General features: G+C 39.2%; 16 protein-coding genes. 2 read left to right on the forward strand and 14 right to left on the reverse strand.

All coding sequences use genetic code 11. The annotated features are described in order from the left end of the window. The first annotated feature begins 97 nt into the window (after window positions 1-97). Entirely contained in the window at window positions 98-994 is an 897-nt protein-coding gene (locus MKX35_RS20285; protein WP_076298983.1) for a LysR family transcriptional regulator, read from the forward strand. A 44-nt stretch (window positions 995-1,038) separates the two neighbouring features. Here MKX35_RS20285 and MKX35_RS20290 read toward each other — a convergent pair whose 3' ends face one another. Beyond that, entirely contained in the window at window positions 1,039-2,781 is a 1,743-nt protein-coding gene (locus MKX35_RS20290) for an ATP-binding cassette domain-containing protein (RefSeq protein WP_076298982.1), read from the reverse strand. Window positions 2,782-2,795: 14 nt separating this feature from the next. Next, window positions 2,796-4,157: an ABC transporter ATP-binding protein gene (locus tag MKX35_RS20295; RefSeq protein WP_341044413.1), complete on the reverse strand. Its 1,362-nt coding sequence runs from the start codon at window positions 4,155-4,157 to the stop codon at window positions 2,796-2,798. A 516-nt stretch (window positions 4,158-4,673) separates the two neighbouring features. On the opposite strand from MKX35_RS20295, the gene MKX35_RS20300 reads away from it, so the two are divergent. Next, the gene (locus MKX35_RS20300; RefSeq protein ID WP_076298980.1) at window positions 4,674-5,474 is read left to right on the forward strand and encodes a polysaccharide deacetylase family protein; all 801 of its coding nucleotides are present in this window, start codon (window positions 4,674-4,676) and stop codon (window positions 5,472-5,474) included. 69 nt (window positions 5,475-5,543) lie between these two features. Here MKX35_RS20300 and MKX35_RS20305 read toward each other — a convergent pair whose 3' ends face one another. From MKX35_RS20305 to MKX35_RS20365, 12 genes are all read right to left on the reverse strand, one after another. Further along, a complete protein-coding gene (locus MKX35_RS20305; RefSeq protein WP_076298979.1) occupies window positions 5,544-6,686 on the reverse strand; it encodes a copper amine oxidase N-terminal domain-containing protein in 1,143 nt (380 codons plus the stop codon). 146 nt (window positions 6,687-6,832) lie between these two features. Continuing rightward, on the reverse strand, window positions 6,833-7,993 hold the full coding sequence (locus MKX35_RS20310) for an alanyl-tRNA editing protein (protein ID WP_076298978.1): 1,161 nt from the start codon (window positions 7,991-7,993) through the stop codon (window positions 6,833-6,835). A 381-nt stretch (window positions 7,994-8,374) separates the two neighbouring features. After that, complete coding sequence (locus MKX35_RS20320; RefSeq protein ID WP_341044414.1) at window positions 8,375-8,992, reverse strand: suppressor of fused domain protein; 618 nt, start codon at window positions 8,990-8,992, stop codon at window positions 8,375-8,377. A gap of 121 nt (window positions 8,993-9,113) precedes the next feature. Next, window positions 9,114-9,695: a hypothetical protein gene (locus MKX35_RS20325; RefSeq protein ID WP_076298976.1), complete on the reverse strand. Its 582-nt coding sequence runs from the start codon at window positions 9,693-9,695 to the stop codon at window positions 9,114-9,116. Between the two features lie 137 nt (window positions 9,696-9,832). Continuing rightward, window positions 9,833-10,312: a DUF4265 domain-containing protein gene (locus MKX35_RS20330; protein WP_076298975.1), complete on the reverse strand. Its 480-nt coding sequence runs from the start codon at window positions 10,310-10,312 to the stop codon at window positions 9,833-9,835. Window positions 10,313-10,889: 577 nt separating this feature from the next. Beyond that, window positions 10,890-12,341: a serine hydrolase domain-containing protein gene (locus tag MKX35_RS20335; protein WP_076298974.1), complete on the reverse strand. Its 1,452-nt coding sequence runs from the start codon at window positions 12,339-12,341 to the stop codon at window positions 10,890-10,892. A gap of 384 nt (window positions 12,342-12,725) precedes the next feature. Continuing rightward, window positions 12,726-14,219, reverse strand: a complete 1,494-nt coding sequence (locus MKX35_RS20340) for an SMI1/KNR4 family protein (RefSeq protein WP_076298973.1) — start codon at window positions 14,217-14,219, stop codon at window positions 12,726-12,728. A gap of 448 nt (window positions 14,220-14,667) precedes the next feature. Continuing rightward, the gene (locus MKX35_RS20345; protein WP_076285799.1) at window positions 14,668-14,895 is read right to left on the reverse strand and encodes a hypothetical protein; all 228 of its coding nucleotides are present in this window, start codon (window positions 14,893-14,895) and stop codon (window positions 14,668-14,670) included. An 89-nt stretch (window positions 14,896-14,984) separates the two neighbouring features. Beyond that, the gene (locus MKX35_RS20350) at window positions 14,985-16,610 is read right to left on the reverse strand and encodes a DUF4179 domain-containing protein (protein ID WP_076298972.1); all 1,626 of its coding nucleotides are present in this window, start codon (window positions 16,608-16,610) and stop codon (window positions 14,985-14,987) included. Next, window positions 16,588-17,178 carry an RNA polymerase sigma factor gene (locus MKX35_RS20355; protein ID WP_076298971.1) on the reverse strand — a complete coding sequence of 197 codons (591 nt, stop codon included), beginning with the start codon at window positions 17,176-17,178 and terminating at the stop codon, window positions 16,588-16,590. The genes MKX35_RS20350 and MKX35_RS20355 overlap by 23 nt, the downstream gene beginning before the upstream one ends. A 195-nt stretch (window positions 17,179-17,373) precedes the next feature. Beyond that, window positions 17,374-18,576: an MFS transporter gene (locus tag MKX35_RS20360; protein ID WP_371916541.1), complete on the reverse strand. Its 1,203-nt coding sequence runs from the start codon at window positions 18,574-18,576 to the stop codon at window positions 17,374-17,376. Between the two features lie 8 nt (window positions 18,577-18,584). Then, the gene (locus tag MKX35_RS20365) at window positions 18,585-20,141 is read right to left on the reverse strand and encodes an ABC-F family ATP-binding cassette domain-containing protein (RefSeq protein ID WP_076298969.1); all 1,557 of its coding nucleotides are present in this window, start codon (window positions 20,139-20,141) and stop codon (window positions 18,585-18,587) included. Between the last annotated feature and the right edge of the window lie 183 nt (window positions 20,142-20,324).

Genomic DNA, 20,324 nt, shown 5'->3' on the forward strand with positions numbered 1-20,324 from the left:
TGTTACAATAGTATAGGACCGAAAATTAATTAAGTAAAATACAAATTATATGATGGATATATCACATTAGAGTTATGAAAAAAGAGAGGTCAATGTTATGGAATTCCTTCAGCTTCAATATTTCCGTGTAGTTGCTCGTCTTGAGCACATGACTAATGCCGCCAAAGAATTAAATGTATCTCAACCCTCACTTAGCAATTCCATCCAACGTTTAGAGAAAACCTTAGGTGTTCCCTTATTTGAACGCCAAGGCAGAAATTTAAAATTGAACGAATTCGGAAAAATATATCTTCGTCGTGTGGAGCAAGCATTTCTGGAACTGGATGAAGGTCAGCATGAGCTCACGGATATGGCCGGACTTGAACATGGAGTAATATCTATAGCAGTAACACTACCGTATGTATTGCCCACTTTACTAAAAGAGTTTCTTACCCTTCACCCGCACGTTCGGATCATTCAGCGTCAGCTTGGCTCAGCATTAGAAATGAGAAACGATCTGGAGAGTGCAGTGATCGATTTTTGCATATCTTCGACACCTGTTACCGGACCAGACATCGAATGGTTTACCTTAGCAGAAGAGGAATTATGTTTAAGTGTGCCTAAGAATCATCGTTTTGCCAATCGCGAAAGTATTTCTTTGATTGAAGCTGCTGGTGAGAATTTCATTTCTTTGTCTTCTAGATCTAATTTCCGTGAAATTACAGATGCATTTTGCCGTCAAGCTGGATTTGAACCGCTAATTGCTTTCGAGCTCGAAGAAGTAAGTGCCGTTCAAACCTTAGTTGAGATGGGGCTGGGTATCACCTTTACTCTCCCTTTAGCCTTAAGCAGGAGAAGTAAAAACACAGAAATCGTTCAATTGAAAATAACCGATCCGTTTTGTCAGCGCACTTTTGGCATCGCTTGGAGCAGAAAATACTTTTTATCACAAGCGGCTATACAATTTCAAAAATTTGTTGTGGATTTTTTTAGTAAACCTCATGAGTATAGTTAAGGAGAATATGCCATCTTATATCAACCGCAATCACATCTAATAAGCTACTTATACCAAGAGGATTGTAAAGCGTACATGTTTGCATAAATCCCATTGTGATGTACTAAGTCTTGATGGTCTCCTACTTCAGCAATTTCTCCATGATACATAACATAGATCGTATCAACATTCTTCGCCCAACCCAAGCGATGTGAAATAAAAATAGCTGCTTTATCTTGGCAGATTTCTAATAATTTCGTATAGATCTCCATCTCGGCATTTGGGTCAATCGCAGAAGTAGGTTCATCGAATACTATAAGCTCCGCATCATTGTATAACGCGCGCGCAATCGCCAGCTTTTGCCACTGTCCCCCTGATAACTGCCTGCTTCCTTCTACTAATTGTCCCAAATTCACATCTAATCCGCCTAATTCATGGAGCAAATCTATCAGCTCACATTGTTCTAGAACCCTAAGTATTTTAGCATCATCTGAAGGTGTATTCGCATCGCCCAATAGGATATTTTCTCTTAGTGTCAGTTCAAACTTTACAGCATTCTGGAATACGACGGACACCTTTCCGTGAGGTTCTAAATGATCCCTCCAGCAAATCGTTCCGGAGCTTGGTCTGTATTGACCTAATAACATTTTAATCAACGTAGATTTTCCTGCTCCATTCTCTCCGACGATCGCTATTTTCTCACCCGGCTTTATGGTCATATTGATGTTAGATAAGACATTCTTGTTCGATTTGGCGTATTTAAAATAGACATTTGAAACGGTAATTGGGAGCATAGAATCAGTCGAATTATTTATGTTATTTTTGCGAAAATCCCTGTTCTTATATGTAAGTACTTCATTTAAGTCATATAATTTGCTACTGCTGATGTAAAGCTTGCTTAACGGCCAGGTCAAACTCATAATTTTACCACCACTCGATAACAGCGCCAGAAATAACACCGAAATTGTTCCAATTGTAACTGTATTAGACTCCCCCATTTTGTTTAACAGGTACACTAGAACTACAAAGATAGCACTCGTCTGGACCATAGCCACGACCATCCCTGTTTTGATCTCGAATTTTCTGGCACTAAATCTTTTATTATGCTGCTTCTTCATAAGCATTGCCCAGAGATTTGTAAAATAAGAGATGGAGTTATAAATTCGCATTTCTCGAATCGCATTAGGATCTTCCAAAGTGTTAGCAAGATAGTCTCCCATTCTTCCATCGAAGGTGAGCTCTCTTCCTGTTCTTCTCACTTTGATTTCCGTAAATAATCGAATGCATAAGGTAGTCACGATCATAAGTGTTACCACGAATGTGACCAAGAAATAACCACTTGTCGCCGACAACCAGATGATGCTTATTAGTCCTGAGATAATTCCTACACTCGATACCAAAAAACCTGTAATCCCCTCTAAATCTTCTCCAACTACCTTTTTAGCTCTTTGCAGTTTATTTCCAAACTCTTCATCATCAAAATCCTCAAAATCAACCCGGTTTGCAATATCTATCAATTCGGATTGAAAAGCGAGGGTTAGTTCCGCATTCATTCGATTCTTCATCATGTTGGTTATGCTTAATGAACAAGCTTGTACGCCATGAATCACAACAAACCATAGAATAGGGAACAGCGTCATAACACCGCGAGCCACACCGTTAATGATATTCACTTGGACAGCGTAAGAATAAAAAGTTAATAAACCACTGATTATAGGGACTATGATAGTGATTGTTGAGATCATCGGACTTTTTCTAAACATTCTCACGAGTATCATTACAAGATTAGTGATGTCAGACTTCAGCATGGATTTCTCCTTTCTTATACATATAAAGAGGACTGGCGATTAAACATCTTTTTGTATTTACCATCCACCCTCATTAATTCTTCATGCGTTCCACTTTCCACGATTTCTCCTTGCTCAACTAGAAAAATTCTATCGACGAATTTGGACATATACAGCCGATGAGTCACAATAATGGAGGTCCGCTGATCTCCTAATTTCATAAAGGTATCGAACGCCTGTTGTTCCGCATAAGGATCCAGGGCAGCAGTCGGCTCATCAAAAATCATAAGAGCGCCGTCATTGAGATAGGCTCGAGCAATCGCTAGTCTTTGCCATTGTCCCCCAGACAAATCTATCCCTCCAAACTGAGGACCTACTAAAGTATCCAATCGAACACCATAATTATCGGCTTCTGCTTTTTTCATCGCGGCTAATAATCTTGAATCGTCATGAATAGTAGCCATATTACCTAATGCAATGTTTTCTCTAATTGGTCTTTGTAACTTAATGAAATCCTGAAAAACAACTCTGGTATCCTGTGTCACGTTAAGCGCTAAGACTTCATTCTCACCTTTAAACCACTGGATGTTTCCAGCTGTTGCAGGATACAACCCTAAGATCAACTTAACAAGCGTAGATTTACCCGAGCCATTCTCACCTACAAAAGCAATTCGTTCACCTGGATGAATAGTCATGTTTACATTACTCAGGGTATTCTTAGCGTTGGTAGGATATCTAAAAAACAGCTGATGAACTTGGACCTTCATCGGATCGGTGTTCCTATTGGAATTCACCTCCTGATCTCTAAGCACCTGCTCTTCCAAATCTAAATAAGACGTATAATCCTCGTACCGTAAACGACTCTTCGCTAAGTCAGCGTAAACTCTTGTTAATGCAGGAATAACGATAAATAATTGACTGGATATCTGAAGTAATAACACAAAAAGCCCAGCACTCTGTCCGCTACTTCCGATCGTAATCGCTAGAATGGCAATCGTAGTCCCATTTAATAAGATCATGATTAAGCGTTGGGAGAAGTTGAGGGTTTCAGAATAAATAACCTTACGGTGCATTTGTTTGAAGTTATTCGTAAAGCTCTCTTTCATTGAGGAAAACAAATAGGAGGACATTCTGTACATTCTTATTTCCGGAATGGAATTTCTGTTGATCAACAAATCGACTAAATAGTTGATCATTCGCACAGAGGAGGTTTGATTCGCTGAAATGGACTCTACTTTCTGTGACATTCGCTTCATAAGATAAAGCTGTAGAATCTGCACCCCTAAAATAATCAAAACCAGAATATAGAAGCCATAAACAGATAAGACAACCATTAACACAACTAATGTTATTAGGTGAACTGTCACACCTGTCCATTGGTCTAACAGATCAATCAAGGAAAGTCGTTTTGCTTTTTCTCTTTTAGTTTTTGTAGCGGGGTCCTCCAAAAGTGCCGTGGATAATTTAGAAGTCTTTTCCAAAATGGTATGTTCCAGTTCATATATACTGGTGGATGTTAAATTGGTGATAGCAATGGCTCGAAGAGAACTATTAAGGCCCGCGAGATATAACATTACCATAAGCAAACTTACTAATAACAAGATATGTTGGTAGGTGTTAGGATTGAAGTTCTGAATGAGGTCAACCACATATTTCGTTGTGAATAATTCTCCAAAAAGGATTGGGGCACTCAGTAAGTTAGTGATAAAATATAAAAGTGAGTTTCTTCTGTCTTTCACATATAATAGTTTTACAACATAGAGAAAGTCAGGCAGGCAGCATCTCTCCTTATAAGTGTATTCCATTCTGTAAACACTTTCATTGTTTAGACGTGGAAACCGATTATAACGTTTAATGTTTATAATTGGAAGAGGTAATTTTCGAAATGACCAAACGAACAGGAGTGTACATTCATGAAACTTCAATTTAACTTATTCCCGGGCGGATTGCCCAAGGCGCTCACCATGAGCTATGATGACGGACAGAAACACGATATTCGCTTAGCGGAGATTTTTGATCAATATGGGATTAAAGGTACTTTCCATTTAAATAGCGCAATGATAAACGCACCCGGATTCTTATCATCTGCTGATGTTAAACATTCGCTCAGAAACCATGAGGTATCTGCCCATTCCGTTACCCATCCACATCTAGAGCGTCTACCTTTACCTATGGTGATTGATGAGCTGTTCGAAGACCGTAAGCGACTGGAGAAACTAGTGGATTATCCGGTACGAGGCATGTCCTATCCATACGGTACATACTCTCAGGAAATCATTGCTCCTCTACAGTCTGTTGGGATTGAATACAGCCGAACTGTCCATTCTACCAAACAGTTTGATATGCCTTTGAATTTCATGGAGTGGCATCCAACATGTCATCATATAGAAGATCTGCATCTCGTATGGGAGCGATTTACAATGGAAGGGCCATCCCAAAAACTGAGACTCTGTTATGTTTGGGGTCATAGTTATGAATTTGCACAGCAGAACAATTGGGAGCTTATCGAATCCTTTTGCCAACAAGCAGGTGGACATTCGGATATTTGGTACGCTACCAATATAGAGATTTATGATTATGTTGCTGCGCTATATTCACTGAAGATGAGTGCTGACAAAACGGTCATCCGTAACAACTCAGCTATTGATGTTTGGGTATCCGTAAATGATCAACCTGTTCAGATTAAGGGTGGAAGTACGATGATGATGAAATAATCCAAAATGCAAAAAAGAGCGATTTTAAGCATCGCTCTCTTTTTGCTTATTACATAAAAGTGATTGAAATTATTTGGATTGAAGTGTAAATGTCACTGTTTTTGCTTTTTCCTCAAGGATTGGAGTATAGGTGAATGTCATTACATTCCCTTTGCGACTCTTCAACACTAACATTCTGGTCAATACATATGGATCTCTGCCATCATTTACTCTATCCCATTCCTTACGATCCTCACTAGTAATTAGTTTTTCATAGAGATTGATGATTTCACCGGTGTTGCTATAAACTAAATATAAGTGTGTCGTATCTAATAAACGAACGAGCACAACGTCTTCCGCAGCATACTCCACTATGAAATCTCCGGTTGCTCCTGTTAACTTTTCCATCTCAAATAACTTGCCCAAACCGCCACCCTTAGTAATATATTGAACGTTCTTCCCATCGGTCATATACACCTGAGTGGAAGGCACTTGTGGTGCATGGATATAAGCCGAGTTATTGTAATGATAGTCCATTTGCTTGAGAATAGTGCCCGCTTTGACCAATACTTGATAGCTGCTATTGAAATCGGTGAACATGGCATAATGATTGTCCGTTAACTGGAGTAAGTCCGTACCATTGCCCACTTTTTCAATCTCAAAAGCGTAGTTGTACGCAGATTCCTTAAAAGATAGTCGACCAATAATTACTGGTTTCCCAGTTTCCGTTGCACGGTAATACAAATCGCCGTTTTTTTGAGATATCCAATAGGATCTTCCATCTACAGAAGCAGAAACCAATCTAGCTTCATCTATAATTTGGATAACCCCATCCGTTTTATTAAGCCCCGCTTTACCTCCAAGTAGACTGACCGCTGAGATCAATGGCACGTACACCGAGCCTTTTATAATACGTGGGGATTTTGTTAAAGTCACCACGGCCTCGTTCACTTTTGACTTTACAGTACCAGCCGTGAAGATAACCTCACGCTCAGGACGAACCAGTTTGGCCGTTTTGGACGGTTGATCCCAAGATAATGTATACCCCATAGCATCTGCGAGTGATTTCAGGGGTACAAAAGTTGTATTCTCCGTGATCACCTGTTTACTGCTGATTCCGATTTCTTTATAATTGAATTGAATTTGGTTTTCTGCTTGGGCTGATACCGATCCATACCCCGTACTTAAAATCAAAACAGTCAAGATTCCTAGCGTTACCTTCCATTTATTCATTTCTTTTCGTCTCCCTTGACTCTATAGTCATATGTAATTAGACGATAGAATTTGGAAAAAGTTTCTTGTTTCCGTTTTACGTATAAAAAAGACCTGATCCACGGTAGACTACCGCAGTCAGGTCTTCTGTCTTTTATAAAGTAATCTTAACTTCTAGCAAACTCATAAAACGCCAAGGTATCTCCCCATGTCGGGAATCCTGCTTGCGCTAGTTTATCACTGCCTCCGCCTTTTCCATTGTAGGCACTAAGGTGCTCTTTGAAAAAAGCTCCACAGGAGATCTCCGCGCTGCCATTCTGTGCAAATACAACCTTATTCTCAGTAGAACTAGCCAATAAAACCGGAACATCGCATTTCGCGGTAAGCTTGTTAGCTAAACTTTGTAAATCTTTCAGCGATTTATCCTCGAACACTTTTGAGATCAGCTTTCCTTCTTGCTGTGCTAAAAGCTCCTGTACGACATAATCATCATTCTTCTCTTTAAGTAGGGTAATTTCAGCTTGCAGCTGCTTTTGTTCATTCTCCCATTTTTCAATGCGATCGATAATTTCATCTTTTCCCGTATTGAACTTGGAAGATAGAGCTCCAACAATTTGCAGACTGCTATTAAATTCCTCCAAAGCACGGTATCCACATTTAAAATAGATCCGCGTATTGCCTTTTTGTTTCTCCGCTTTCAGAAGCTTAATTATACCAATCTCACCTGTTGAAGATACATGCGTACCACCGCAAGCGTTATATTCAACATCTTTAATTTCTACAATCCGGATATTTTCCGTCACTTTAGGTTGTTTGACCAATTTAAGCTGTGAAGCCTCTTCCCCCGTTACAAAATAGCTCAGGATACTATGGTTCTGGTAAATCTGCCGATTAACCTCCCACTCTATGGAATGAAGTTGTTTAGGCGACAGTTCTGGCGCTTCTATATCAATGGTGCAATAATACTCACCCAAATGAAAGCTTAGAGTCATAAACTGGTACAAATCGAGACAGATGGCTGAGAGCAAGTGTTGTCCACTATGCTGCTGCATATGATCAAATCTTCTCTTCCAATCGATTTGACAAGTGACGGATAAATCATCAGGCAGACGTTCCAGCTTATGCAGGACAAGATCTTCCTCACTGATTACATCAAGTACCGGGATATCCCCAATAGTCCCTAAATCACAAGGTTGCCCACCGCCATGCGGATAAAAAGCGGTCTCCTCCAAAATAACATAGAGTCCATCTTCACGTTCTATATTTTCAGTAATACAGGTCTTCCAATCAGTAAGGTATGTAGAATTGTAGTATAGTTTGTTGGTCATATATGTATCCCTCTCTTTTATACGTTTTCGGCACATTAAGCTTATAGTATCATATCGGATTTCTAAGACAAACTGCACAATGAAAAACGCCTTGCGGCGCTTTTGGAAGGAATTCACTCTTTTGTTCTACTTTCAGTTGTCTTCTACCTTGTACATCAGTAATCCTGTACTCTCATCCAAGAATTCCGCTGTCATACTCTAGAACCATTACCCCTGTTCAAGGAAAATAATGCCCTAGCCGAGCAAGCGCTTCACAGTGTCATTTGGACTTTCTGGCACCACCGTAGACATGGTTTGAATTTCCACAACGTGGTTCGCGAGCCAAGGTCCCATCTGTGGGGATATGGTTGGTTTAGTGCGAATGATATTGAACTGCTCTTATTAATCAGGACGAGTGGGATCAATTATGGAATAGTAATGATTATCTATGTAAGCATCAAAAGCATCTATGCCTTCTTGTAAAATTATACGCGATTCTTTGGGGGTAATTGGTACTACCCACAAGACATTAATTATTTCTTCACCTATTTTTATTTGTTCTAAATCCTCACTTTCTCCTCTTAGTTCATCAATCAAGAGGGCTTTTGTAGTCCAATTTTCAGGTGCGAGTGCGCTCTCAGTCATTACTCGTGGTACTTCCGAAGATTGGATATGTTCAATATTATGGGCAATTATGTCACAGAAATATGAGAATATGCGATCAATGTTTTCTTGTCCCAAATCGGGTTTTAAAGCTATCATCCATTCATTCTCAATAGGTTTTCCAGTTTTCCGAATGGAATTAGATAGGCCGACTGTTGCGAATCTTGCAGGAATATTAACGTCAATTGAGGGAAAATAATATAACTCAATATATACGCCAATCTCCGGTTTTGTCATTATGACTCTATATTCTGGCATAGACCATTCTTTAATATATAAATTGAGAATAATTGTTCTCCTAATGTCGAATTCCAGAATGATCCCTCGGCATGACTCTTTATTGATTTGCACATCCATCACCTTTTTTCAATATTGGTTTTTTGGTTTAGAATTTGGGCTGGTATCATTGTCCTCCTTCATCGTTCGCGGCCTGCCATTTCAGTAATTGAAAGGGCAAATCTCTCCAATTAAGAAGTTATTAATCTCTTTTCGATGAATGGTGCTTCATGACTGCTTCTTGAGCTTTAAGGACAATATCATCTACTTCGGAAAGCTGACGCTCAATAGAGGCTAGAGCCTTTAGTAAAAATAAGCCAAGACTTTCATCCCCTAAGGATAATTCCAATTCGGCGAAACATTCGATGTCTTGGAGTTTTTCTATATTTTTTTTGTTATTGATTTTTTTAGGGTATTCGATGTATTTATAGAGGGTTAAGACTGCTTCTTCCCCCTTGGTTTTAAAGTTGTGAACAGTTCCATTGAATAGGGTGTCTTTGAATCCTTCCTTAAGCCTACCTTGTTCATTCAAGGCATCCAGATGAAAGGTTGCTAAATATTTTTCGTTTCTTACGGCATGATCATTAATGCTGTAGGATACATTCTCTTCGTCAAGAATCTTTATTATTTCATCAATTGAGTTGAACTTCAGTCTTGCAAATCTCGCTGGAGAAAATTGCTTGCGCAAAGAATCTTCATTATTTGAAAGGTATGCCTTAAAAGAAATTTCAGCATTTCCTTCCAGGAGTTCTTTGAAATAAACAAGATGCCTTTCATCTACCATATCTGCCTCCTGCAACTCTTGAGCTTTTGGGTATATTATGATTACGCGTTATTTTTTTGACTCAGGATTGGAGATCATATTGAAAAATGTGGCCCAAAGGTAGTGTATGATGCCGGAGAACTGATATTTTGAAGCGATTAATCCAGATCTCTAGCCCAGCTAACTAACTCTTCATCGTCAAAGTTATATGGATATTCGTAAATATTAGAGTAATAGTACTCCGATTCTAATAAATCTCTAATTATATTGAAAACCTTATTGGTGGCATGAAATCCATTCCTGATGGGCGCGGTGAAGGCAAGCGAGCCATAATGAAATCCATCTAAAGAACCGGAAAGCTCTCGTTTGACTATAGATTCAGCTGTCTCTATCTTTTCTTTAACAAGCTCCTCTTTGTAAATTTGAATGCAGAAATTTCCACCATGTTTTATTAATTCAAACTCTCCATTGGGATGGAGTTTTATTGTATCTCCTTTCGCAAGCCCTAGAGCCAGCCCAGGAGATGCACATAATTTGAATATTTTATCGCTTATGCATTCTGCAGGAAGCTCTTCAAAGACTGCTTCCTCTGAATTTATGCCGGCAAAAACATTAATTAAGGTTAATTTATGTTCCATACGAATACTCCTCAATACTGTCTCTTTTAATGTATGAGATTTGAGATTACATCCTTCATGTATCCGCTATCGCTTGTAATTCAACGGGTCGATAATAAAGGAGGTTCCTCTTTTTTTGAACGGGGTTACTTCAAGAAGCTTTCAAGGCGGCAATGTCATGTACCTTGTTAATAATTGGGGCGTTGCTGGCCCTGCTTTCTCAAATCTAGGAAAGATATTCAAGAAATCATAGCAGGTACTAAAACGCCTCGTCAAGTGCTAGAAGCGGTAGACAAGTCTTCGACGCCGGATATACTCGGATCACGAGATTCCGGTAATGAACGGAAAACCAACAAATCCGATGTATAGTAACATTGAGCTTTACTGCCAGTATGTAGATTGTGAATCACCAAGGATTGTGCAAGTAATTCAACAAAAGAAATGTTCAAGTGGTATCTCTGCTTGAACTTTAAATGGTTATATTGAGGTGAATCTGGCGTTAAATCAATTCTTTCTCACTATTTCGTAACTCTACTTTCCGCTGTACCAAACAAAATACGCTATACGCATTTTACCAATAAGCGAACGAACAAAATGCTTATTTTCGGAGCGAGGCATTATATCGGTGAGTGTATACAAACCATGTAATGCTTGCTGTTAATAATGCCGACGAAATCAAAGCTGTAAGAACACTATATGTTTGCCAAATAAGTATCGTTGACCAATCTAATACACAGCACATTATACACAGGGCAATCGTAGCAATCAGCAAAATAGCTGTTACGATTATTCGCTTTTTTGTAATTGGCTGCCGCTCATTCGTTTTCCTTCTGCGTAATCCTAAGATAAAGAACAGAACAGCCAATAGGCAAAGAATAATTGTGATAGACGATAAAATGATGTCCAAAAGCTGTGTGCCGCTTATTTCATATGACTGCGTTAGATTGCCGTCTAATATATCTTTAACTTTTAGTACCATGCTTCTATTGATATTTGCGCCGTTGGTCAGCAAGCAGACGGCTGTTCGTTCATTTGGCAGTATGGCCACTTCGGTTCCGAAATTGGGATTGCCCCCTGGGTGTTCTATAATCGTTTGGTTGGCGTTTACCGACCAGCCCGCTGCATAATACATTTCGTTGACTGCCGGAACAGACATATCGCCCTGATGTGACTTTTCGATAACCGTATGGAATATTTCGGGTATGTCCTGCACAATACCCATCTGTATGCCCATCCAACGCGCCATATCTTTTGTACAAGAAATGATGTAGCCTGCGGGTTTATTCCCGGAATAATCCGGTGCGTTATATGGAGTTGTCATAAAAAAGGAAGAACGGTAGCCCTGTGCCAACTGTCCGGTGGCTTGAGCATCTTCTTTATAAACATACGTCTGGTGAAGACCTAACGGCTGAAATACCTGTTCCCTCATAAAGTCTTCATAGCTTTGTCCCGACACAATCTCAATAACCAAACCCAATACGTCATAATTAACGGTTCCATAGCTATACTGTTCACCGGTAGGGAACGCCAACTCAGCATCTACCAGCATTTTCACAGTCTTTTGCAGCAAATCTGGTGTATTGCCTTGTGGAATATTTTGAGAATGCCTACTATTTGTTAGGCCGCTAGTATGGTGAAGAAAGTTATTGAGTGTAAGGCTTTGCATATCAACAGGTTTGCCTTGATATTTTAACGTAAACCAAGGTAAATATTTTTGGACAGTGTCAGTCATTGACAGCAGCCCTTGCTCCTCCAACAGCAGAATACCCATGCCGGTAAAAGCTTTACTGACCGAGGCCAACTCATATAGTGTATTTTCACTTGCAGACAACCCACTTTCACGGTCTGCATACCCGGAAGAAAAGTAGAACACTTCATCATCAGCAAGTATTGAGATCGACATTCCCGGCACACCTGATATACGACGGGCATCATCCAGCAACGCCTGTATTGCCGCAGATTGCGTATCTGACAACGACGCATAACTTTGTGTTGCGAATCCTGAGAATAATATAAGTATTGATAATACAAAAACAATAGTCTTTTTCATAAACTCTCCATTTCGAAAAAATATAAACAACCCGTAGTACGCCTTATCTGCCTAATGCGTCGTTCCATTATACTTAATGCTAGACGTTCAATGATTAGATTACTATTGTAAACTTCACAGACCCATGTATATTATTTCTTGTTTCGCAAAAAAGGCCCTCTGTCCCATCTTCCATTTCCTTTATAGTATTTCATTAGGTATCAGTGAGGTTTTTATTAAATGAAGTATTACCAAGCCCTTATCATTTTTCGACCAATCGAAATATAGACCTCTGTCAAGTTGGTCTAACAGCAAAAAGAAAGGAGACTAACTAATATGACTAGTCTCCTTTCTTTTATAATAATTTCGCCCTATTATGATAAAGCTCAGTGTAGGCAAGTTTCATTAATCTTTCCATGTTACCTGCCATCCATATGACTGAAGTTTAAAGTATTTATTAAACTCCGCGACTACGGACTTTGCGTTCTCTTTCGATGTTGCATGAAATATAGTTATATCGACTATATTACAGTCTGAAATTTCCTCCAACCCTTTAAGTCTTGATGCATCTACTCCAATCTGCTTTAGACTCATACAATTTTTGAGTATTGTTAAATCTCCAACCGGATAAGTGAATTGCTTTAATTTCTTCAATTCTCCTATAACCTCTATATGTGATTCATCTATTGCACAGCTATCCGTCTCAAAAAACGTTAGATTCTTTAAACCTTTTAAGAATGATAAATGTGGTATAGTCACTTGTTTGAGCTCTAGTTTTATTAACTTACCAAGGTTTGAAATATAAAGCAGGTCGCCAACCTCCATTTCTTCTAAACTTAGTTCCTTCAAATTTTTTATAGTTCCTATTAATCCCCTATCAATTGAGTTCATTCTACATAATCTCAAACTCTTTAATTTCTTTATATCTTTCAGTTTATGTATATCTTTTAATGGAAGTCCTATTAATGTTAGCTGCCTTAGCCCATCTAAAGAAACTAAGTACTCCAAATCAGACTCTTTAAAGCCTTCTGATCCTATCACAAGTTCTGCTAAAGAAGGCAACCGTTTAAGTACATCGAAATTAGTAATTTCATCCGCATGTATAATAAGTTCTTTAAGATTAACCATATGTGTTAAAATATCCAAAGAAATTGCTCCGTATTTTTGAGCTTGATCAGCTCTAATAAATACCATTCTCTTTTTTTTCAATGTTTTTGAAGATACAAAACCACTCTCAACATCGTCTTTAAAATACTCTTCCCAAAATCCACTTACAGGGATAAGGCTGTTCTCTTCGATATCCATTTTAGTCAAAGCCAAAATATCATCCAACAAACTTCCACTTTCACGGGATAATATGATTACATCATCTTCTTCACTAATACCAATACTACTATTTCTGAGGCTCGAATCTATAAATTCAAAGAAATGTCCCAAACTTTCCGCAATAACATATGAAAAACTAGAATTGTGATCTATCGTTATAATTTGCCCATAAACGCCCTTTTCTCCGGGGTCTAAATCAATTGCCAAATATGAGCCTCCACCATCTTCGGCAAAAGGAATCCAGCCTTCTCTGTAGTTCCCATCTTTTATTATATCTGGTTTGCTGGATATAATATCGTATGCTGATTCCAAAAGGGACTTCCAGTTGCTTACTATCGATTCAATGTTCATCCAACCAAGACCAGCCATAACGCCAAAAATCTGCTCTCCTTCTCCATTAGAATTCATGTATAACTTTCTAAAATCTTCTGGAAATTTGCAGTTCATCATGCTCTCAAAAAGATTTATTTCTGATTCCTCGACTGCTGGATTCAGTAATTCCTCTACATTTGGTATATGCGATTTTAATGTCTCGATAAGTAAACACTCTTCTTTTTCATTAACTAATGACATATAGTGGCCCCCATTCTACAAAATCATAATAGTTTCAGTAAACGTCCTTGGTTGATCATCAATCATTTTGTTATGAATCATCTTCAACAGTTCCATCAATAATTAATTCTATCTTACATATGGAGCATCTATTTCCTGATTTAGCAATATCGTATCATGAATTTGTAAATATTGTTGTATTAAGTCATATAAAAAAAACTAAGAGTCATCTTAGGGGTTAAACCCTATTTATGATACGTTTTCCCACGTTTGAACTTCAACTATCCTGCCCGTTTGCTGAATAAAGGCAGCCGATCACATTGACTGACCGGCTGCCTTATCGTGTTTATTGAGCTATCGTTACCCGTCAGATCAATAAGAAAGAAAAACAGTATCCTCCTAATGTGACAGGAAAAAGCTTTACTTTGATCGTTGATACAAGGATCAGGAGGTTCAGAAGTTCAACGAATTAACAAGCACAAGTAACATCTTTTAAATTTCGTATAGCAATAGCATTGAGTCGGAGCGCTTCAATGATTGAATCTCTTACTGCTAACAATTCAAATCTTTCACGGCTGCCAATAGGCAATCTGCAAAGCAATGCTTCAATTCTTTTAAGGCTTTCCTTCAGAACCACTCTTTGCTTACGCAAAGCATTCAAAGCTCTTTGAATTCTTCTCTTCTCTGCAGCAGTCATAAACTACCACCTCTTTTCGATTGTGATAGTATATGAGATGCGACAGAGCTCCTATCTGCTTGTACATTCCGGAAGGTAAATGATTGATTTTACTGCTTTTTGCTAGCTTCCATGATAGGAACGGACCAATCTACATTGGTGTACAATCGGTTGACTATCGTGCGTATTAATTGAAGCTGATCAGGGATCGTAGTAAGGCCAATTGCACGGAACTCAAAAAAATTCTTTTTATTATTTGACTGCGATTCAACGATTACGATATAACCATCTTTCCATCCGGACCCATCAGTAGAATAAGCTCCTCGTCCTGAGAGAGGATACTCTTTACCCTCAAGATCCTTAAATATCCACTCACTGTTCATAAATTCATTTCTCAATCTTCCGCTAAAATGTAATGAACCTTCCTTCGTTGATCCATTGGTATCAGGCGGTGATTCCACAGTAAAATCATTTAACATCAGCTCATCTCCATCAAATGCAAAGGGGATCGGATGCTCCTTCAACTTGGATGGCTCAAACTGTACCATCGAACCATCCTTTTCTAGAATGAAATACCCATCGAACACAAAAGTATACGGCGTATCCTGAGGCAAATATTTAAACGTATAGCTCCAATGCATAAGTCCAGGTTTATCACCGGGTGTCGAAGATCGTGACATTACACTATCCTTACTCGGCAATTTCCTCGCATTAACACTGTGAATCTCTTCACCCGCGCTATCCTCAAAATGGAACTTCACCCCTTGCTGCTTCCATAATTCACCTGGAGAACGGTTTAGCGCCTCATCACTCAACTCCGTATCAAATTCAAAACGAACACCTTGTACCATATGAGTTAATTTTTTCAAGGTGACTGTTAAACCATCCGGAGAAGTGTAGCTACCCGTTAGGGGAGTTGAGGTTGTTTGTTCATTCGCTTTTGTCATATCCATCGAAAAACTAAAGTTCCAATCGCCTTGAAGTGCAGGAATATTTCTGTCCTTGCTTCCCAACTCAGTAATATGACCTTCGACTGTAATTTGATCGGTTTGCAGTGGCTCCGAGAAATTAGCGATCATATAGTAAAAATCGTTGGTAAATCCAATATCGTATAATTCTCCTACGATCTTTCCTTGATCATCTTTAACTTCAATCTTATTTCCTTCACCAAAACCCAAGCGATGTCTGTCATGCTTTCCATCCGGTCCGAACAACTGTAGAGCGACAATCACACGAGTAGGATCCGCTACAGCTTCATCTATTTTTATCGTATAGCCTTTATCCTTCACCTTAATATTAGGATGTTCTACTAACCCAAATTCTTGTGCACGTAGAAGGCCAATGTCCACATTATCTTTTACAAAAAGAGAACGTAAAGTCTCTGCCAATGTGGGCACAGAATATAAAATCACGGCACTCAGAACAACAAGTAACAAAGCCGCTCCCATGGCTATTCTTAGTGACTTAAGTATCTTCGGATTCTTTCGCTTCCTGTCAGGTACCGTTACTTTCTCTAGTTCTACGAATTCTATTGAAGCCATAACTTGAGCAGTAAAAGAATCTGGCAGCTTCTCTTCAAACAACGCTTGCGACCACTCCTCTTGTTCTTCTAATAGTGTATGATAGATTAAATTGCAATGGGCACAAGCAGCGATATGATCAACATTTTCAAATGGTCGGGAGGTGGGTGTACTTAGGATGTATTGCTCGATCTCAAATGGACTTAAACACTTCATCGCTCTTCACCTCCTGGGGTGTCATGATTTGCTTCAATCGCTGCTTTGCACGATAAAGGTCATTTTGGATCTTACTTAAAGGGACCTCTAAGAGCGTACACATTTCTTCATAGCTTAAATCATTGGTGTAACGAAGCAACAAAGCCGTCCGATAATTAGGCGGTAGTTTCTGCATTAACTGATGCAGCTCTGTGCGATGCTCCGATCGAATGAATTCTTCTTCTGGATTATCTGAAAGAGATAGTTCAGCAAGATCGTCTGGTAAGCTCGCTATAGGACGAGTTTTTTTCCACAAATCCTTCAGTAAATTAGTCGCGATCGTATACAGCCAAGCCGCAAAGTTTTTATCCAAATCATGTGAGGCTAGCTTACGATAAGCTTTTATAAAAGTATCCTGAGTGATGTCTTGTGCGTCTTGGTGATCGGCCCCCATTCCTCTCAAAAGGCCATAGATTTTATTCTTATATCGATTCACAAGATACGAATAGTCTTCCTTATGACCATCCAGAACGTTTAGGATCCATTGCCTTTCTTCCTCTTTTTCAACTTTCGGTACATGTCCCTTCACCCTTAAGCCTCCTTGAAGCACGATACTCTATAGACGATCCCTAACAGAAAAACTCTCACTTCATACAAAAAAAAGTAGATCTTCAATTGTATTGAAGACCCACTCTGTTATCTAAACATTGAGTTTAAGTTCAAAATATAACTTACACCTTCTATTTCTAAAACTGTCCTTGTATTTATTTGGAATAACTTCATGTTAATCGTAGTCCTTTGCTAAGGCAAGAAGTTTAATCACTGCATACAAAGCGCACATAATCACTGCAATACCAGCGAGTAAAAGAATAGTCTCCACTTGGACTCTATCAGCTAATGGACCAAACAGCACCATCCCGAGTGGCAAAGCACATGAATTCGTTACTTGAACAAGACTAAATACCCTACCTTGCATATCCGGATCCACATTCTGCTGCAACAACACTGTCAGAGGAGCGTTAAAGCAAGGCATCGTTATGCCAATCAACAAGTTAAACAATAGGTACACTGCAAACATAGGAGCGACGCCAAGTCCAACCATCAGCAAACCGTAGAAAGCACATGCTAAAATGTTGGTATGCATACGAGACTTAAAGCCGCCCCATGATGCGATTAGAACCCCTCCAACTAACGCCCCAGCACTGAAAGTCATCTCACTTGCGGTCAATCTCCATACTTCTGGACCAAAGGATCGACTCACCATTAGAGGGGTTAAGAAGGCGGCTGGACTAATTAGTATCATTACGACAAATAAATAGATTAGTAATTGCTTAATAAAAGCATGATCCTTTAGATACTTAAATCCTTCCTTAATGTCTTGTACATTCGATTTCTGACCATCCTCCACTTTAGCGTGAGCTGGAATAACGATTATACACATCATACCGATCCCAATAATTGCAGTCATCACATCGATAAAAAAGGCAGTTTCAATGGTACTAATCGACAGGATCACGCCACCTGCAGCTGGAGCCAGAAACATCATCAAGGATGAAATACTGCTGTTTACTCCGTTTACCTTCATAAGCTGATCTTTTGGAACAATTTGAGGTATAAGTGCGTTCACAGCAGGAACCTGTATGCCCGTACCTGCTGCTCGGATCAGCAAAATTAAATATAGCAACCAAATATTGTTATAACCCATCAAAAACATCACAGCGAGAATAAGTGTAGCGATCGCAATCATACCATCTGCTAGCATGATCATTTTTTTACGATTATAACGGTCGATCCATACCCCAGCAAACAGCGAGATGGCCATCTGCGGGAGAAATCCACAGACGGTTGATATCGTCATCATCACCCCTGAGGTAGTTGTTAGAGTGATATACCAAATAATCGCATATTGAACAAGCGAAGATCCAAATAAAGATATGGTTTGAGCCGTTAGAAATAGGGTTATTTTTCTTTTCCAATGATCATTCATGGTTTGCATTAGTACTTAACTCCTTTATTACTGGTTTCATCTCCTATGTTGAGCACACGATCAACCCATCCCTTATAAAATTGTTCTTCATGAGAAACAAGTATCACAGTTCCACTAAATTGGATTAGAGCTTTCTGTAAAGCATCTTTCGTTTCAGCATCTAAGTGATTGGTCGGCTCATCCATAATTAGAAAGTTATATTCTGAAAGCAGTAATAGGCACAGCTTAACTTTAGATTGCTCCCCGCCGCTGAGTGTACGTATTGACTGTGTTACAAGGTTATCTTTAACAACACACTGCGCTAGATAGCGACGTATTTCCTTTACTGTCAGTTTGGGATCATAAGCTGAAATCACCTGAATAGGTGTCATTGTATCGTCTTCCCAAGTTAAATCTTGCTCGAAATAACCCACTTTAACTTGTTCTGCGAACTGAAACCTACCGGTAATCCCTTGGGTCTCTCCAACCAATGTCTTTAGCAATGTTGATTTCCCGATTCCGTTGAACCCCGTAATCACGAGCTTTTGTCCACCGCGAATGGAGAACTTTAATTTAGGCAACAAAGGCTTATCGTAACCTACGACTAAGTGATCCACTTTAAGGGCTAATTGTGACATGCACGGAAGCTCCTTAAAGCGAATAGACGCTTTGGAGACAAATGTCGGAGCAGCGATTCGTTCCATTCTATCCAGCTGTTTTTGGCGACCACGGGCAATTTTGGAATTAACACCTGCACCGTTTTTTCGAATGAATTGCTCAGTGGTTTCGATTTTTTTCTGCTGTGCATGATATTGCCGGATATGACTCTCTCGTAAATGTTCCTTCTGCTTCACAAAATCCGAGTATTTCCCGTGGTATTTTTTAATCGTTTCGCCCTCAATATCGCAAATACTAGTGGATATTTTATCGAGAAAGGCATAGTTATGAGACACTACAATGAACGCTTGATTGAATGCAATCAGATACTCAGCGAGCCAGTTGACATGTTCCTTATCCAGATAATTGGTTGGTTCATCGAGTAATAACACATCAGGTTGTTCAAGTAAAAGCTTGGCCAGAATGACTTTCGTCCGTTGCCCCCCGCTTAACTGCTCGATGGGACGGTCGATTCCAATCGCGTTGATTCCTAGACCGGTAACCATCTTACTGATGTTGCTCTCCATTGAATAATAGTCTAGCGCTTCTAATCGTTCCTGGTAGTCTGCTGCTTTTTGTAATAACGTTTCGTTGCCAGTTACAGCGCACTCCTCATAGAGCTCATTTATTTTTCGTTCTAGTTCATATAATTCTGAGAAAGCCTGTCTTAAATAATTATGAACCGTACGGTTTCCATCCATGACAGCATATTGATCGAGATGACCGATTGTAATATTGGGCTGCCACTTTATCATTCCATCATCCGGGATCACTTCGCCTGTCAAAATGCTAATAAACGTACTTTTCCCCGTTCCATTCTGGCCAACCACACCGACATGCTCACCCTTGTACAATTCCATAGAAACATTCTTGTATAGAACCTTTTCACCAAAAGCATGTGATAAATTAGAAACCTCAAGTAAACTCATTTCCTATTCCTCTTTTCTAAAATTAATTAAGAACGCAAAAAAAGCAGAAGACACTGCACCCTTAGGTGCAAGCCTTCTGCTTGTCAGTACACGAATGAACGGCACAAACATATAAATGTCAGTGTAGAAACTGAGCAATATAACACAAAAGGCTGTAGACGAAAATTGTCTACAGCCTCTTAA

Source organism: Paenibacillus sp. FSL R5-0923 (assembly GCF_038009145.1).
Taxonomy (GTDB): domain Bacteria; phylum Bacillota; class Bacilli; order Paenibacillales; family Paenibacillaceae; genus Paenibacillus_AQ.

Coding starts and splice junctions, on each gene's coding strand:
- MKX35_RS20285 (WP_076298983.1), top strand. CDS start 98: ATGGAATTCCTTCAGCTTCAATATTTCCGTGTAGTTGCTCGTCTTGAG.
- MKX35_RS20290 (WP_076298982.1), bottom strand. CDS start 2,781: ATGCTGAAGTCTGACATCACTAATCTTGTAATGATACTCGTGAGAATG.
- MKX35_RS20300 (WP_076298980.1), top strand. CDS start 4,674: ATGAAACTTCAATTTAACTTATTCCCGGGCGGATTGCCCAAGGCGCTC.
- MKX35_RS20305 (WP_076298979.1), bottom strand. CDS start 6,686: ATGAATAAATGGAAGGTAACGCTAGGAATCTTGACTGTTTTGATTTTA.
- MKX35_RS20310 (WP_076298978.1), bottom strand. CDS start 7,993: ATGACCAACAAACTATACTACAATTCTACATACCTTACTGATTGGAAG.
- MKX35_RS20320 (WP_341044414.1), bottom strand. CDS start 8,992: ATGGATGTGCAAATCAATAAAGAGTCATGCCGAGGGATCATTCTGGAA.
- MKX35_RS20325 (WP_076298976.1), bottom strand. CDS start 9,695: ATGGTAGATGAAAGGCATCTTGTTTATTTCAAAGAACTCCTGGAAGGA.
- MKX35_RS20330 (WP_076298975.1), bottom strand. CDS start 10,312: ATGGAACATAAATTAACCTTAATTAATGTTTTTGCCGGCATAAATTCA.
- MKX35_RS20335 (WP_076298974.1), bottom strand. CDS start 12,341: ATGAAAAAGACTATTGTTTTTGTATTATCAATACTTATATTATTCTCA.
- MKX35_RS20340 (WP_076298973.1), bottom strand. CDS start 14,219: ATGTCATTAGTTAATGAAAAAGAAGAGTGTTTACTTATCGAGACATTA.
- MKX35_RS20345 (WP_076285799.1), bottom strand. CDS start 14,895: ATGACTGCTGCAGAGAAGAGAAGAATTCAAAGAGCTTTGAATGCTTTG.
- MKX35_RS20350 (WP_076298972.1), bottom strand. CDS start 16,610: ATGAAGTGTTTAAGTCCATTTGAGATCGAGCAATACATCCTAAGTACA.
- MKX35_RS20360 (WP_371916541.1), bottom strand. CDS start 18,576: ATGAATGATCATTGGAAAAGAAAAATAACCCTATTTCTAACGGCTCAA.
- MKX35_RS20365 (WP_076298969.1), bottom strand. CDS start 20,141: ATGAGTTTACTTGAGGTTTCTAATTTATCACATGCTTTTGGTGAAAAG.